General features: G+C 65.2%; 16 protein-coding genes and 1 other RNA gene. 9 read left to right on the forward strand and 8 right to left on the reverse strand.

The features are described from left to right. Positions 1-21: 21 nt before the first annotated feature. On the forward strand, positions 22-672 hold the full coding sequence (locus tag JQ587_RS20845; RefSeq protein WP_212426479.1) for a DUF805 domain-containing protein: 651 nt from the start codon (positions 22-24) through the stop codon (positions 670-672). Beyond that, a complete protein-coding gene (dapE, locus tag JQ587_RS20850) occupies positions 669-1,847 on the forward strand; it encodes a succinyl-diaminopimelate desuccinylase (RefSeq protein ID WP_212303937.1) in 1,179 nt (392 codons plus the stop codon). Before JQ587_RS20845 ends, dapE begins: the two co-directional genes overlap by 4 nt. Positions 1,848-1,892: 45 nt before the next feature. Here dapE and truA read toward each other — a convergent pair whose 3' ends face one another. From truA to def, 3 genes are read right to left on the reverse strand one after another with little or no spacing between them, the layout of a single operon-like run. Beyond that, a complete protein-coding gene (gene truA, locus JQ587_RS20855) occupies positions 1,893-2,630 on the reverse strand; it encodes a tRNA pseudouridine(38-40) synthase TruA (protein WP_212426480.1) in 738 nt (245 codons plus the stop codon). After that, positions 2,630-3,565, reverse strand: coding sequence for a methionyl-tRNA formyltransferase (fmt, locus tag JQ587_RS20860; RefSeq protein ID WP_212426481.1), 936 nt, complete (start codon positions 3,563-3,565; stop codon positions 2,630-2,632). Before fmt ends, truA begins: the two co-directional genes overlap by 1 nt. Before the next feature lie 12 nt (positions 3,566-3,577). Continuing rightward, the gene (gene def, locus JQ587_RS20865; protein ID WP_212426482.1) at positions 3,578-4,102 is read right to left on the reverse strand and encodes a peptide deformylase; all 525 of its coding nucleotides are present in this window, start codon (positions 4,100-4,102) and stop codon (positions 3,578-3,580) included. 171 nt (positions 4,103-4,273) lie between these two features. Between def and JQ587_RS20870 the strand changes: the two genes are divergently transcribed. Together JQ587_RS20870 and JQ587_RS20875 are read left to right on the forward strand one after the other, a co-directional pair. Next, positions 4,274-5,470 carry a DNA recombination protein RmuC gene (locus JQ587_RS20870; protein WP_212426483.1) on the forward strand — a complete coding sequence of 399 codons (1,197 nt, stop codon included), beginning with the start codon at positions 4,274-4,276 and terminating at the stop codon, positions 5,468-5,470. A 188-nt stretch (positions 5,471-5,658) separates the two neighbouring features. Next, positions 5,659-7,023, forward strand: coding sequence for an AmpG family muropeptide MFS transporter (locus JQ587_RS20875; RefSeq protein ID WP_212426484.1), 1,365 nt, complete (start codon positions 5,659-5,661; stop codon positions 7,021-7,023). A 75-nt stretch (positions 7,024-7,098) separates the two neighbouring features. Here the strand turns inward: JQ587_RS20875 and JQ587_RS20880 are convergent, their stop codons facing one another. From JQ587_RS20880 to ffs, 5 genes are all read right to left on the reverse strand, one after another. Next, positions 7,099-7,536: a hypothetical protein gene (locus tag JQ587_RS20880; protein WP_212303943.1), complete on the reverse strand. Its 438-nt coding sequence runs from the start codon at positions 7,534-7,536 to the stop codon at positions 7,099-7,101. Positions 7,537-7,564: 28 nt separating this feature from the next. Beyond that, the gene (recR, locus tag JQ587_RS20885) at positions 7,565-8,167 is read right to left on the reverse strand and encodes a recombination mediator RecR (protein WP_212303944.1); all 603 of its coding nucleotides are present in this window, start codon (positions 8,165-8,167) and stop codon (positions 7,565-7,567) included. A gap of 1 nt (position 8,168) precedes the next feature. Then, positions 8,169-8,489: a YbaB/EbfC family nucleoid-associated protein gene (locus JQ587_RS20890; RefSeq protein WP_212303945.1), complete on the reverse strand. Its 321-nt coding sequence runs from the start codon at positions 8,487-8,489 to the stop codon at positions 8,169-8,171. 27 nt (positions 8,490-8,516) lie between these two features. Further along, complete coding sequence (locus tag JQ587_RS20895; RefSeq protein ID WP_212426485.1) at positions 8,517-10,358, reverse strand: DNA polymerase III subunit gamma/tau; 1,842 nt, start codon at positions 10,356-10,358, stop codon at positions 8,517-8,519. Positions 10,359-10,452: 94 nt separating this feature from the next. Further along, positions 10,453-10,549, reverse strand: an RNA gene (ffs, locus tag JQ587_RS20900) — signal recognition particle sRNA small type. Between the two features lie 183 nt (positions 10,550-10,732). On the opposite strand from ffs, the gene JQ587_RS20905 reads away from it, so the two are divergent. The 5 genes from JQ587_RS20905 (at position 10,733) to JQ587_RS20925 (ending at position 15,106) form a co-directional block, all read left to right on the forward strand. Next, positions 10,733-11,581, forward strand: a complete 849-nt coding sequence (locus JQ587_RS20905) for a transporter substrate-binding domain-containing protein (RefSeq protein WP_212303947.1) — start codon at positions 10,733-10,735, stop codon at positions 11,579-11,581. A 192-nt stretch (positions 11,582-11,773) separates the two neighbouring features. Next, complete coding sequence (locus tag JQ587_RS20910) at positions 11,774-12,436, forward strand: amino acid ABC transporter permease (protein WP_212303948.1); 663 nt, start codon at positions 11,774-11,776, stop codon at positions 12,434-12,436. Continuing rightward, the gene (locus tag JQ587_RS20915) at positions 12,433-13,227 is read left to right on the forward strand and encodes an amino acid ABC transporter ATP-binding protein (RefSeq protein WP_212303949.1); all 795 of its coding nucleotides are present in this window, start codon (positions 12,433-12,435) and stop codon (positions 13,225-13,227) included. Before JQ587_RS20910 ends, JQ587_RS20915 begins: the two co-directional genes overlap by 4 nt. Further along, positions 13,227-13,982 (forward strand): SDR family NAD(P)-dependent oxidoreductase, encoded by a 756-nt coding sequence (locus JQ587_RS20920; RefSeq protein ID WP_212426486.1) that lies wholly within the window; start codon positions 13,227-13,229, stop codon positions 13,980-13,982. Before JQ587_RS20915 ends, JQ587_RS20920 begins: the two co-directional genes overlap by 1 nt. Continuing rightward, on the forward strand, positions 13,979-15,106 hold the full coding sequence (locus JQ587_RS20925; protein ID WP_212303951.1) for a muconate cycloisomerase family protein: 1,128 nt from the start codon (positions 13,979-13,981) through the stop codon (positions 15,104-15,106). The genes JQ587_RS20920 and JQ587_RS20925 overlap by 4 nt, the downstream gene beginning before the upstream one ends. Positions 15,107-15,225 lie beyond the last annotated feature (119 nt).

Consider the following 15,225-nt stretch of genomic DNA (forward strand, 5'->3'; position numbering starts at 1 on the left):
CTTCCGCCCGGAGCCTCGGCCATGGACTGGAGCTGGTATCTCTTTCGCTTCGACGGCCGCATCAACCGCGCCCTGTTGTGGCAGGCGCTGCTGATCGTCGCGCTGCTGGCGGGCTTGCTGGAGGTCGTCGGTCAGGTCGTGCGGGCCGTCGAAGGCGGCACATCCCTCGCCCTCAGGTTCGGCTTCGACATCGACTTTGATTTCGCCCTCGACGACGTCTTCAGCGCTGTCGATCCCCGGACTTACCGTTCGCTGGCCTCGACCGATCGTGCGACCCTGATCCTCAAGGCGTTCGGCACGGCGCTGTTCTTCTGGATCTTCCTCGCGACCGCGATCAAGCGGCTGCACGATCGGGACAGGAGCGGCTGGTGGATCGTTCCCTTCGTCTTCGTCCCCCGACTGCTGTTTCACTTCTCGGACCTGCTTCCGACCTCCAACTGGTTCGTTCCGTTCAACTGGGCAATTGACGCGCTGTGGCTGTGGGGCCTTGTCGAACTGTTCATTGTGCCCGGCACTTCGGGCCACAACCGGTTCGGTCCCGATCCGCTCGCCAAGGCCGAAGAGAGCCCTGCCGCATCGCTTGCGCAAGACTGGGACCAGAGCCGGGAGATCGAAATTGTCCCGCCCAGCGCTAGCCCACCCGGCGGCATGCATGTTAAGCGGGGCGCATGACCGATGCCCTTTCCATTGCCCGCGACCTCATCCGCTGCCCCTCGGTAACCCCGGCCGATGCCGGTGCGCTCGGGGTGCTTGAAACAGCACTCAATGCCGCCGGCTTCACCTGCCACCGCGTGACCTTCAGCGAGGAAGGCACCGCCGACGTCGACAACCTCTATGCGCGGATCGGCACCGACGGGCCGCACATCACCTTTGCCGGCCACACCGACGTGGTGCCGCCCGGCGACGAGAGCGCCTGGAGCGTCGGCGCGTTTTCCGGCGAGGTGAAGGACGGCTTTCTGCACGGCCGCGGCGCGGTCGACATGAAGGGCGGTATCGCCTGCTCGGTCGCCGCAGTGCTGGAGCATCTCGCCGCGAACGGCGGCAAGCCGCGCGCCGACGGCCAAAAATCGGGCTCGGGCTCGATCTCGTTCCTGATCACCGGCGATGAGGAAGACGTCTCCATCAACGGCACCATCAAGCTGTTGAAGTGGGCCGCGGAGCGCGGCGAAAAATTCGATCATTGCGTGCTGGGCGAGCCTTCCAACGTCGAGACGCTCGGCGACACCATCAAGGTCGGCCGCCGCGGCTCGCAATCGGGCACGCTTTATGTCGACGGCGTGCAGGGCCACGTCGCCTATCCGCACCGCGCCGCCAATCCGGTGCCGGATATTTCGCGCCTGATCGTGGCCATCAGCGACGAGCCGCTCGACCATGGCAGCGCGCAATTCCAGGCCTCCAATCTCGAATTCACCTCGGTCGATGTCGGCAACAAGGCGAGCAACGTCATCCCCGGCGAGGCCCGCGCCAAGTTCAACATCCGCTACAACGACAACCATACGCAAGCGAGCCTGCGCGAACTGGTCGAGACGCGCCTCGCCAAGGCCTGCGGCAACCGCATCAAGGCCCGCATCGTCTGGGAGCCCTCGAACTCCAACGTGTTCGTGACCAAGCCGGGTCCGTTCACCGATCTCGCGGTGTCCGCGATCGAGGAAGTCACGGGACGCAAGCCGGAGCTGTCGACGTCAGGCGGCACCTCGGATGCGCGCTTCATTTCCAGCTATTGCCCGGTGATCGAGTTCGGCCTGGTCGGGCAGACCATGCACCAGGTCAACGAGCGCGTGCCGGTTAAGGACCTGGAGAAGCTGACGCAGGTGTATCGCGGGATTTTGACGCGGTATTTTGGGTAGGCTTTTCTCCCTCGCCCCGTACTTACGGGGAGAGGCGAAGAAGGGTCAATAATCCACCTTCATCAGATACAGGCCTTCCGGCGGCGCGACGATGCCGCAGGCGGCGCGGTTGCGGGCCGCAAGCGCTGCGGAGAGATCGTCGGCGGTCCAGCGGCCTTCGCCGACCCAGACCAGTGATCCCACCATCGAGCGCACCTGGCTGTGCAGGAACGAGCGCGCCGAGGTGACGATGATGATCTCGCGGCCGTCGCGCATCACATCGAGTTGGTCGAGCGTCTTCTCCGGCGATTTGGCCTGGCACTCGGTGTCGCGAAAGGTCGTGAAATCGTGCTTGCCGAGCAGGCGTTGGGCTGCCGCATGCATCGCGTCGGCATCGAGCTTCCGCGGCACGCGCCAGGCATGGCCGACGTCGAGCGCGAGATTGGCGCGGGTGTTGATGACGCGATAGCGATAGTGGCGTTTCACCGCCGAGAAGCGCGCCTCGAACGTATCGGGCACAATGTCGGCTTCGAGCACCGCAATCGGATGCGGACGCAGATGCGCATTCAAGCCGTCGCGAAACCGGCCCCGCGGAAACTGCTTCTCGATGTCGACATGCGCGACCTGGCCGCGCGCGTGCACGCCGGCATCGGTGCGGCCGGCGCCATGCACCCGCAGATCCGCGCCGGTCATCGCCTTTACGGCCGCTTCCAGCGCGCCCTGCACCGAGGGCAGCGTGTCCTGCACCTGCCAGCCGAAGAACGGCGCGCCGTCATATTCGATGGTGAGCTTGTAGCGCGGCATCAGGAGAGCCGCATCGGCGGCTCGACCTTCACGCCGCGCAAAAAGTCCGCCGCCTGCATCCGACCTTTGCCCTCGCGCTGCAGCTCGAGAATGCGGATCGCACCCTCGCCGCAGGCGATGGTGAGCTGATCGTCGAGCACCTCGCCCGGCGCGCCAGACCCCTTGGCAAGCTCGCAGCGCAGAATCTTGATGCGCGCATTTTCCGTCACGCCGGCAAGCTCAGCCCAGGCGCCGGGGAACGGCGACAGGCCGTGGATGTGGCGCAGCACCGCGTGCGCGGGCTTGCTCCAATCGATCCGCGCCTCGGCCTTGTCGATCTTGGCGGCGTAAGTGACGCCGTCCTCGCTTTGCTTCTTGAGCTGGAGCCCGCCACGATCGAGCGCGGCCATCGCGCGCACCATCAGATCGGCGCCGAGGCGGGAGAGCCGATCGTGCAGATCGACCGCGGTCATGCTGTCTGATATCGCGAGACGCTCGGCCATGGCGACGTCGCCGGTGTCGAGACCGACATCCATCTTCATCACCATCACGCCGCTCTCGGCATCGCCGGCCATGATCGCGCGGTTGATGGGAGCGGCGCCACGCCAGCGCGGCAAGAGCGAAGCATGCAGATTGTAACAGCCGAGCTTCGGCGCATCGAGAATCGCTTGCGGCAGGATCATGCCGTAGGCCACGACGACGGCGGCATCGGCCTCAAACGCGCTGAACTCGTCGAGCGCTTCCTGCGTCTTCAACGTCTTCGGCGTCAGCACGGGCACGCCGAGTTTTCGCGCGGCTTCCTCCACCGGGGTCGGCTGCAATTGCAGCCCGCGTCGCCCGCCCGGCTTCGGCGCGCGGGTATAGACGGCCACGATCTCGTGGCCGTGCGCGACCAGCTCGAGCAGTGTCGGCACGGAGAAATCGGGCGTGCCCATGAAGATGAGGCGGAGGGGCATCGACGGAGAACCTTACTCCGCGCGCTTGGCGGCTTTCTCGAACTTCTTGATCACGCGATCGCGCTTGAGCTTCGACAGGTAGTCGACGAACAGCACGCCGTTGAGATGGTCGATCTCGTGCTGGATGCAGGTGGCGTAGAGGCCTTCGGCGTCCTCCTCGTGCACCTTGCCGTCCAGATCCGTGAAGCGAACCCGCACCTTCGCCGGGCGCTCGACCTCCTCGTAATATTCGGGGATCGACAGGCAGCCTTCCTCGTAGACCGATTTATCCTCGGAAAACGCGAGGATCTCCGGGTTGATGAAGACGCGCGGCTCCGGCTTGGTTTCGCCGTCCTGGTTGGGCTTGGCGAGGTCCATGGTGATCAGCCGCAGCGGCTGCGCGATCTGGATCGCAGCGAGGCCGATGCCGGGCGCATCGTACATGGTCTCGAACATGTCGTCGGCAAGCTTGCGGATCTCCGACGTGACCTTCTCGATCGGCTTGGAGACCAGACGCAGCTGCTTGTCGGGCAGGATGATGATTTCTCTGAGGGCCATGGCGGGCGATTTAAGCTGCGCGCGACAAGCGGTCAATGCGGCCGGGAACGCGTTAACGGTCTGCTAACCATAAAACTTCAGCTTTCGTTAACCATAAATATTAACGGGCCATTCACCCGAAATGTTCGCTATTCGTTCGTGCCACCAGGCGAATCGGGTAGAAGGGCTGGCATGAACGAGACCATTTTCATGCTGGGCGACTGGCCGGTGCGCACCATCGATGCGCTGATCGGCTTCGGCGCCCTCGTCCTCATCCTGCTGGTCGTGATTGCCGTGGTGATCGCGCGATCCGGGCGGCGCGGCGCGGAACTCGCGATGGCGAGCGCGATCCGGGCCGACGAGCTCGAGGAACGGCTCGCCCAGGTGCTGCATGCCCAGAGCGAGGCCTCGGGTCGGGTCGATGCCATGAGCCAGGCGCTGGCCGGACGCCAGGCCGAGATGGCACGCGCGGTCAACGAGCGGTTGGATTCGGTGACCCATCGGGTCGGCCAGTCCATGGAACACTCGACCCGCAACACCATGGAGAGCCTGCGCGCGCTGCACGAGCGGCTCGGCATCATCGACAGCGCGCACAAGAACCTCACCGACCTCACCACGCAGGTGACGACGCTGCGCGACGTGCTCGCCAACAAGCAGTCGCGCGGCGCCTTCGGCCAGGCCCGGATGGAGGCGATCGTCCAGGACGGACTGCCGAAGGGGGCCTACGAATTCCAGTTCACGCTCTCGACGGGAAAGCGGCCGGACTGCGTCGTGTTCCTGCCTGACCAGCGCCCGCTCTGCATCGACGCAAAGTTTCCGCTGGAGGCGATGACTGCGCTGCACGACGCGCGCACCGACGAGGAGCGGCGCATTGCCACGCAGCGGCTGCGCAGTGACGTGATGAAGCATGTCAGCGACATCGCGGAAAAATACCTCGTCACCGGCGAGACCCAGGAGATGGCGCTGATGTTCGTGCCGTCGGAATCGGTCTATGCCGAGATCCATGACGGTTTCGACGACGTGATCCAGAAGGCCTACCGCGCCCGCGTGGTGCTGGTGTCGCCCTCGCTGCTGATGCTCGCGATCCAGGTGATGCAGCAGATCATGAAGGACGCGCGCATGCGCGACGCCGCCGACCAGATCCAGACCGAAGTGATCAAGCTCGGCGACGATTTGGGACGCCTGCGCGACCGCGTGCTGAAACTGCAGAAGCACTTTGCCGACGCGAACGAAGACGTCCGCCAGATCCTGATCTCCGCCGACAAGATCGAAAAGCGCGCAGGGCGGATCGAGGAGCTCGATTTCAGCAAGAGCGATGCACCCGAGGGCCCGCGGCTGGTCGCGGGCGCGGGCGAGCTGTTTCCAAGGAAGCTCCAGGCGGGGGAGTGAGTCTTTCTTACCTCGCCCCGCTTGCGGGGAGAGGTCGAATTCGATCGCAGATCGAATTCGGGTGAGGGGGTACAGGTCTCTCATCGACCTCCCGTGCGGGGAGAGGCCCCCTCTCACCCCGCCCTCTCCCCGTAAGAACGGGGAGAGGGAGACGAGGCATCACGGCCAGAATCTGCTAACACCTCCCCATGACAGCACCCGACGCGACCTCGCCTGCCGGTTCTGACGCCGCTCCGACCTCCTGGCGCGACAGTCTGGCCGTATACCTGCAACCGCGGGTGCTGATCGTGCTGTTCCTCGGCTTTTCGTCCGGGCTGCCGCTGGCGCTGTCGGGGTCGACGCTCTTGGTGTGGATGCGCGAGGCCGGGGTCGATCTCAAGACCATCGGGCTGTTTGCGCTGGTCGGCACGCCCTACACGCTGAAATTCTTGTGGGCGCCGCTGGTGGATGCGTTGCATGTGCCGCTGTTCACGCGCGCCTTCGGGCGGCGGCGCGGCTGGCTGCTGTTCTCGCAACTGCTGCTGATCGTCGCGATCCTGCTGCTGGCGATGACCGATCCGGCACGCTCACCGTTCTACGTTGCGCTCGGCGCGCTGCTGGTCGCGACGACGTCGTCGACGCAGGACATCGTGGTCGACGCCTTCCGCGTCGAGAGCCTGCCCGAGAGCGAGCAGGCCGCCGGCATGGCGGCCTATGTCGCGGCCTATCGCATCGGCATGCTGGTCTCGACTGCGGGCGCGCTGTTCATCGTGTCCGGCTTCGAGGGCACCGGCATTCCGCGCACGTCGGCCTGGATGTGGGGCTATGTGGTGATGGCGGCGATGGTGCTGATTGGAACGATCACGGCGCTCGTTGCGACCGAGCCCGAGCAGTCGGTGCGGGCGGAAGCTGCGACCCAAACGGAGACGGCGTTCACGCGCGTGCTGCACGCGGCGATCGGCGCGTTCTCGGAATTCCTGTCGCGCAAGGACGCGCTCGCCGCGCTCGCCTTCGTCGTGCTGTTCAAGTTCACCGACGCGTTCTCGGGAACGATGACCGCGCCGTTCGTGATCGACCTCGGCTTCACCCGCAACGACTACGCGGCGATCGTGAAGGGCGTCGGTCTCGCTGCGACGCTGATCGGCGGCTTTGCCGGCGGCTTCGTTGCCCGGCGCTATTCGCTGGCGGCCTCGCTCTGGATCGGCGGCGTGGTGCAGGCGCTGGCGAACCTCACCTTCTCGTGGCTTGCCGTGGTCGGCACCAACCAATGGGCGCTGGCGCTAGCGATCTGCGCCGAGAATTTCACCAGCGCCATCGGCACCGTGATCTTCGTCGCCTATCTTTCGGCGCTGTGCCAGAACCCGCTGCACACGGCGACGCAATATGCGCTGCTCACCGCGCTTGCAGCGGTGGGGCGGACATATCTGTCATCGAGCGCGGGCTACGTCGCGAGCGCGACCGGCTGGCCGCTGTTCTTCGTGATCTGCGTGCTGGTGGCAATCCCGAGCCTGGTGCTGCTGACCTGGCTGCAGAAGCGCGGGCATTTCGAATCGCTGGGGCCGGTAAGGGTGTAGACTGACGCTCTCTCATTCGTCATTGCTTCGTCGCAAGAGCTCCTCGCAATGACGGGGAGAGAAGGCCTCGCCCCTCTACTTCTTCACCAAGCTCCACTTTGTCACCACGGCCTCGCTCATCTGACCGGGATCGCTGGCGCAGGCGATCTCGTCGACCTTCACCGAGATCTCCTTGCCGACGAAGGATTTCAGCTGCGTGGCCTGCGCGTCGCTGGAGGTGACGAGCTGGAAGGTCTCAGGTCCCGTCTCGAGATCGCACAGTCCGTTCGGCGCCGGCAGGCGGCGCGGCTCGGAGGTGATCTGGTACATCGCAATCCGCTTGCCGGCATTCTTGGCGTCGCGCACCTTCATGGCGTTCAGCTCGCCCGAGAGCACCTCGCCAGCGCTGATCGGCTTGCCGGGCTTCGACGGCGGCGGAGCCCCGTCATCCTCCTGCTGCGCAGCGATGGCCGGTGTCACCAGCAGCAGCATCGTCGCGACCAAAGCCGATCGTGTGGCGAAAAGTTTCGTCATGTCGTCCGTTCCGTCAAAGTCTGGATGGCTAGAACAAGGTCCGCTGCCGCATCGCGGCCGATAGCGTGCCCTCATCGAGATAATCAAGCTCGCCACCGACGGGCACACCATGGGCCAGCCGGGTTACTTTTACGTTGGCGTCCTGAAGCAGGTCGGTGATGTAATGCGCCGTGGTCTGGCCGTCGACCGTCGCATTCAGCGCCAGGATGATCTCGTGCACCTCGGCGGCGTGGGCACGCGCGACCAGCGCGTCGATGGTGAGGTCCTGCGGGCCGACGCCGTCGAGCGGCGACAATGTCGCGCCCAGCACGTGGTAGCGCCCCTGCGTTGCGTTCGCCCGCTCCAGCGCCCAGAGATCGGCGACGTCGGCGACGACCACGATGATGGCGGGATCACGTTTCGGATCGATGCAGACGGTGCAGGGATTTTGCGTGTCGATGTTGCCGCAGGTCTTGCAGACCTGGACCTTGTCGAGCGCGACCTGCAGGGCGGAGGACAGCGGCATCATCAGCGCTTCGCGCTTCTTGATCAGATGCAGCGCAGCGCGCCGCGCGGAGCGCGGACCGAGGCCCGGCAGCCGTGCGAGAAGCTGGACCAGCCGCTCGATTTCAGGACCCGCAACCGCGCCCATCTTACTGGCCGAACAGCCCCGGCGGCAGGCCGAGCCCGCCTGTGAGCGACTGCATCTTTTCCTGCATCGCCGTCTCCGCCTTCCGGCGGGCATCGCCGAGTGCGGTGACGAGCAGGTCTTCCAGCACCTCGCGCTCCTCGGCCTTCATCAGCGACGGATCGATCTTGATGCCCTTGACGTCCATCTTCGCGGTCATGCGTACGGCAACGAGACCGCCGCCGGAGATGCCCTCGACCTCCACATTGGCGAGCTGCTCCTGCATCTCCTGCATCTTGGATTGCAGCTGCGCCGCCTGCTTCATCATGCCGAGAAAATCAGCCATGGGTGTTCGTCCTTGGAAAGATCAGCTCTAGAAATCGTCGTCGGCGTCGGAACCTTCGGGCGGATCGTCAGAGCCATAGTCGGCGTTAATATTGGATTCCGGCGTCTCGGGGGCAAGCCTGCGGACCTCGACGACCTTTGCACCGGGGAAGCGCGACAGCACCTCCTGCACGCGCGGATCGGCCTCGGCGGTGCGGGCATGTTCCTGCTTCGCCGCCTGGTTCACCGAACGCAGCGTCGGCTGGCCCTGCTCGTTGGACACGATGATGGTCCAGCGCCGGCCGGTCCAGAGCTCGAACTTTTTCGCGAGTTCGGTGATCATGGTCTTGGAGGCGTTCGGCTCGAGCGCGATTTCGAGCCGGCCCTCCTCGAAACGAACGAGGCGCATGTCGCCTTCGAGCGCGGCCTTGGTCATGACGTCGCGCTTCTGACTGGCAAGCGCGACGAGCTGGGTGAAGCTGGTGATGCGCAACTGGGGCGCCGCACCTTGCGGATCCGGCGCGGGCGCTGCCATCTGCGGCCGGGCGGCGCCGCCACCAAAGCCCGACGGCGCGCTTGGCGCGCGCACGGGCGCCGCAGAGACAGCAGGCGCTGCGGAACCCATCGGCGCAGCCGGCGCATTACTGCGCGCGGCACTACCGCCGGTGACGACCGGCGAGCCGCCGCCGTTCTGCTCCAGCATCCTGATCGCTTCATCGGGCGTCGGCAGGTCGGCGACATAGGCGATCCGCACCAGCACCATCTCGGCGGCCGCGGCCGGCCGCGTCGCGCCCTGCACCTCGGTGATGCCTTTGAGCAGCATCTGCCACATCCGCGACAGCACGCGCATCGAGATCTTCGAGGCGAATTCCTTCGCGCGCACGCGCTCGGTCTCGCCATAGGCGACGTTGTCGGCGGTCGCCGGCACGATCTTCACGCGGGTGACGAAATTGACGAACTCGGCAAGGTCCGAGAGCACGACGATGGGATCGGCGCCGACGTCGTACTGGTCGCGGAACTCCTTGAACGCGGCCGCGATGTCACCGCGGGCCAGCGAATCGAAGAGATCGATGACGCGGGTACGGTCGGCGAGGCCCAGCATCTGCCTGACCGCATCCGCCCTCACCTGGCCTGCCGCATGCGCGATCGCCTGGTCGAGCAGCGACAGCGAATCGCGAACCGAGCCTTCTGCCGCGCGCGCGATGATGCCGAGCGCTTCCGGCTCGATTTCGACGTTCTCCTTGGCGGCAATGTTGGCGAGGTGCTTCATCAGCACGTCGGCCTCGACGCGGCGCAGGTCAAAGCGCTGGCAGCGCGACAGCACCGTGACAGGAACCTTGCGGATCTCGGTCGTGGCGAACACGAACTTGGCGTGCTCCGGCGGTTCCTCCAGCGTCTTCAGGAAGGCGTTGAACGCCGCCGTCGACAGCATGTGGACTTCGTCGATGATGTAGACCTTGTAGCGGGCGCTGGCCGGCGCGTAGCGCACGCTGTCGTTGATCTGGCGGACGTCATCGACGCCGGTGTGCGAGGCCGCGTCCATCTCCAGCACATCCATGTGCCGGCTTTCCATGATCGCCTGACAATGCACGCCCAGCGTCGGCATGTGGATGGTCGGCCCCTTCACCGAGCCATCCGGCATCTCGTAGTTGAGTGCACGGGCCAGGATGCGCGCGGTGGTGGTCTTGCCGACGCCGCGGACACCGGTGAGGATCCAGGCCTGCGGAATGCGCCCGGTCTCGAACGCATTGGAGACGGTACGAACCACCGCCTCCTGGCCGATCAGATCATCGAAGCTCGAGGGGCGGTATTTGCGCGCGAGGACCCGGTAGGGTGCATTGCCGGCCTGGCCGGCGCTAACGGGATCGGGAGGGGCGCCAGCGTCGGTCATCGGTCGATCCGCAATGAAATGTCTCTCGGCCGGCTTTTGCGGAAAGGAGCGCGCGGGCGGCAGGGCCGCCTGCGCAATTCGCTCGGAAAAACAGGTAGGAGACTGACGAGCGACCCGATCCGGACCTCGTTAGGGCTGCTTCCTTCCGGACCTGACCCGGTTGGCGAGTGGCTCGTCCACCGCCAATCTCCCGGTCCCTATTTGGGGCTAAAAGGTCGGGAAAGCAAGCGGGTATCGGTTCGAACCGCTTGATCTTGCCCAGCATCCGAGCAATTCCCGGTCTGCCCAGCCGATAGGCTGTGCTTTCGCTAGCATGGCCGCCTTGGTAAGAACGCTGCCGGAACTCCACCCAACCAGAAAAGCGATTGATCCCAATGGTTACACGTCGTGATGTTGCATCGATTGTCGGGCTTGGCGCGGTAGCCGCAGCCACGCTGGCCGCCCCGGCCGTAGCCCAGACCGCGGCCGATCCGAACGAATCGACCTTCGCCCGCATCCGCCGCACCAAGAAGATGCGGATCGGCGCGGTCGGCGGCGGTGCGCCCTATTACATGAAGGATCTTTCCAGCGGCCAGTGGAAAGGCTTCTACATCGACATCGCCAAGGGGCTGGCCGACGATCTGGAGGCCGAGCTCGAGATCACCGAAACCACCTGGGGCAATTCGGTGCTCGACCTGCAGTCCAACAAGATCGACATCTTCTTCGGCCTCAACCCGACGCCGAAGCGCGCGCTGGTGATCGACTTCTCGGTGCCTGTCTTCAACAACGCCTTCGGCATCCTCTGCAAGAAGGACTTCAAGCCGAAGAGCTGGGCCGAGCTGAACTCGCCCGACATCAAGATCGCGGTCGACCAGGGCTCCTCGCACGACCAGGTCGTCAGCCGCCTGACGCCGAAGGCGCAGATCTCGCGTCTCAAGACCGCCGACGACGCCACTGCTGCGCTGCAGACCGGCCGCGTCGACGCGCAGTGCCTGATCACCATGCTGTCGCTGACCGTGCTGAAGAAGAATCCCTCGCTCGGCCAGTTCGTGCTGCCGACGCCGATCTTCGCGACGACGTCCAACGCCGGCTTCCGCCGCGAGAACGACAAGACGTTCCGCGACTACGTCAACACCTGGATCGACTTCAACAAGGGCCTCGGCTTCATCCGCAATGCGATCATCACCAACATGGAGCTGGTGGGCGTGACCGAAGCGGACATTCCGCCGGGCGTTTCGTTGTAAGGTATCGCAAACTTGGGGCAGTCTCGATCCGCACGCACCGCTCCACTCCCTCTCCCGCTTGCGGGAGAGGGTTGGGGTGAGGGTGTCTCCGCTGGGGAGACTCCCCAAGAGGATAGAGCCCTCACCCGCATCGCATCTTCGATACGACGCGACCTCTCCCGCAAGCGGGAGAAGTGAAGCAAGAGAACACGCATGTATCAGTGGGACTTCGGCATCCTCTGGAGCTATCGCTGGCTCTTTCTCAACGGGCTCGGCGTCACCGTCGGCTTCACCGTGGTGATCGTGCTGCTTGGCCTCGTGTTCGGCCTGTTCGGCGCGTTCGGCAGCCTGTCGCGCCTCAAGCCGGTGCGGCTTCTCGCCCTCACCTTCATCGAAGCGTTCCGCTGCACGCCGATCCTGGTGCAGCTGATCTGGTTCTATTACGCGCTGCCGATCCTCGCCGGCGTCGAGATGACGCCGATCACGGCCTCGGCGCTGGCGCTTTCGCTCTATGGCGGCTCGTTCTATTCCGAGATCATCCGCGGCGGCATCATCTCGATCGACAAGGGCCAGTCGGAAGCCGGCGCCGCGCTCGGCATGACGCCGGGCCAGAGCATGCGCCGCATCGTGCTGCCGCAGGCGATCAAGCGCATGATCCCGGCACTGATGAACCAGTCGATCATCCAGTTCAAGAACACCTCGCTGGTGTCGGTGCTGGCCGTGCCGGATATGGTCTATCAAAGCCAGGTCGCTGCCCATGACAGCTACCGGCCGCTGGAAACCTACACCGCGGTTGCGGTCGCCTACGCCGCGATCCTGATCCCGCTCACCATCATCGTCCGCCGTGGCGAGAAGCGACTGGCGGTCGGCGAATGAGCGAGACGTCGAAAATCGAGATCCGTGGCCTGCGCAAGAGCTTCGGCAGCAACGAGGTCTTGAAGAACATCAATCTCGACGTCGCCAAAGGCGGCGTGGTCGCGCTGATCGGCCCGTCAGGCTCCGGCAAGTCGACGCTGCTCCGCTGCGTCAATCTGCTGGTCGTGCCCGATGGCGGCAGCGTCCGTGTCGGCGACACGCGCTTTGCGTTCGGCGACGGTTCGAAACTTCCTGATGTGAAGACGCTGGCAAAATTCCGCGCCACCACCGGCATGGTGTTCCAGCACTTCAATCTGTTCCCGCACATGACGACGCTCGAGAATGTGATGGAAGGGCCGGTTACGGTACGCCGCATGGCCAAGGCCGATGCCGAGAAGCTCGCGCGCGCCCAGCTCGCCAAGGTCGGCCTTGCCGAGAAGGCCGATCAATATCCGGCGACGCTGTCCGGCGGCCAGAAGCAACGCGTCGCGATCGCACGTGCGCTGGCGATGGAGCCCGACGTCATGCTGTTTGACGAGGCAACGTCGGCGCTCGATCCTGAACTCGTCGGCGAGGTGCTGAACGTGATCCAGCAGCTTGCGTCCGAAGGCATGACCATGGTGATCGTGACCCACGAGATCGCGTTTGCCCGCGAAGTCGCCGACCGCCTGATCTTCATGCGTGACGGAATCGTGGTCGAGGAAGGTCCGGCGCGTCAGGTGATCGACAATCCGCAGGAGACCGCGACGCGCGCCTTCCTCAGCCATTTCCACCGCACCGGCGCACTGCCGCCTTCCAACGCGGCACCGTGATGCCTGAGATCGACCGCGCCTACCTCGTCACCGGTGCCGCCAGCGGCATCGGCCGCGCCACCGCAAAGCTGCTCGCTGCGCCCGGCACCGCCCTTGTGCTGCACACGCGCGCGAACGCAGAAGGCCTCGACGCCACCGCGACCGATGCCGAAGCGAAAGGCGCGGTTGTCGCAAAGTGCCTCGGCGATCTCGCGGAGGAAGCGGCCGTCGCCGACGCCATCGCCGCCGCGCGAGCCGCGTTCAGCCGGCTGGACGGATTGATCCTCGTCGGCGGCCACGCTCGTCGTGGCAGCGCCATCGGCACGCCGGCGGATCAGTTCCGGCAGGCGATGGACGAGTCCGCGCTGGCGTTCACGCGAATGGTCGAGGCTGCGCTACCGCTGCTGCGCGCTGGGTGTGACGCGCGGATCGTGGCGGTATCATCCTTCGTCGCGCACGCGATCCGGCCTGAATTCGCACCTTTCGCCGCCACCGCCGCGAGCCGCTCGGCGCTCGAAGCTTTGGTGCGGCTCACCGCGATCGAGCTCGCCAAGGACGGCATCACCGTGAATGCGGTTTCGCCCGGCCTCATCGTCAAGGACAGGCCGGGCGAGAGCCGGCTGTCGCCCGAGCAGATCGCCGCGACCGAGGCGCTGATCCCGATGCGCCGCCGTGGACGGCCGGACGAAGTCGCTGAGATCATCGCCTTCCTGGCGTCCCCAAAAGCATCTTACGTCACGGGCCAGGTCTGGCACGTCAATGGAGGCCTGACATGACCGAAGCGACCATCGAACGTCTCAGGCTGTTCCTGATCGAAAGCCCGATCAAGATGGCGCGCCTGCAGGGCGTCGGCAACGTCAAGGGCACGGTGAAGCGCGTGCTGATCGAGCTGACATCGAGCGACGGCGTGATCGGCTGGGGCGAAGCGGCGCCGTGGGAGGTGTTCACGGGGACGGCCGAAGCTGCATTCTCCGCGCTCGACATCTACTTGAAGCCGATCCTGCTCGGCAAATCCGTGCGCCGCATCCGCGCGTTGATGGCGGAGCTCGACCGTGCGCTGGTTGGCCACGCGGAAGCAAAAGTCGCGATTGAGATGGCGCTGCTCGATATCGTCGGCAAATCGTCAGGGCTCTCGGTTGCCGACCTGCTCGGCGGCCGCGTGCGCGACACGATCCCGCTTTCTTTCTCGATTGCCGATCCGGATTTCGCGGCCGATCTCGAGCGTATGCGAAAGATGGTTCCGGACGGCAACGTGATCTACAAGGTCAAGACCGGCGTGAAGCCGCATCGCGAGGATCTCGACCATCTCGAAGCGATCCGCAAGGAGTTCGGCGACAAGGTCGATCTGCGCGTCGACTACAACCAGGCGCTGGCGCCGTTCGGAGCCATCAAGATCCTGCGCGATGTCGAGGAGTTTGCGCCGACCTTCATCGAGCAGCCGGTGCCGCGAAAATTTCTCGACGTGATGGCGCAGCTCACCGCAGCGCTGGAAACACCTGTGCTCGCCGATGAGAGCTGTTTCGATCGGCGCGACATGATGGAGGTGGTGCGCCGCGAGGCGGCCGATGCGGTCTCGATCAAGCTGATGAAGGCCGGCGGCCTGTTCGAGGCACAGGCGATCATGGCGATCGCCGACATCGCCGGCCTGCCCGGCTATGGCGGCACGCTGTGGGAGGGCGGCATTGGGCTCGCCGCAGGCACGCAGCTGATCGCGGCAACCCCGGGCATCTCGCTCGGCTGCGAATTTTACATGCCGCATCACGTGCTGACCGAGGACGTGCTCGAAGAGCGCGTTGCCAACCGCGAAGGTCACGTCGTCGTGCCCGACGGGCCGGGCTTGGGCATCCGTGTCAGCGAAGCCTCCATCCGCGCCAATGCGCGGGTGTTGGCGGAGGCGTAGACCTCAGGCGCAGCCACAAACGTGGACGTCGTCCCGGCGAAGGCCCTAGGGCATGCACGTATCTCTGAGGCTCCATCCGGCTGCGGCGGCTTTGAAGTATTCGAGGCCGTTTTTGAAGG

Source organism: Bradyrhizobium manausense (assembly GCF_018130615.1).
GTDB classification, from domain to species: Bacteria; Pseudomonadota; Alphaproteobacteria; order Rhizobiales; family Xanthobacteraceae; genus Bradyrhizobium; species Bradyrhizobium manausense_A.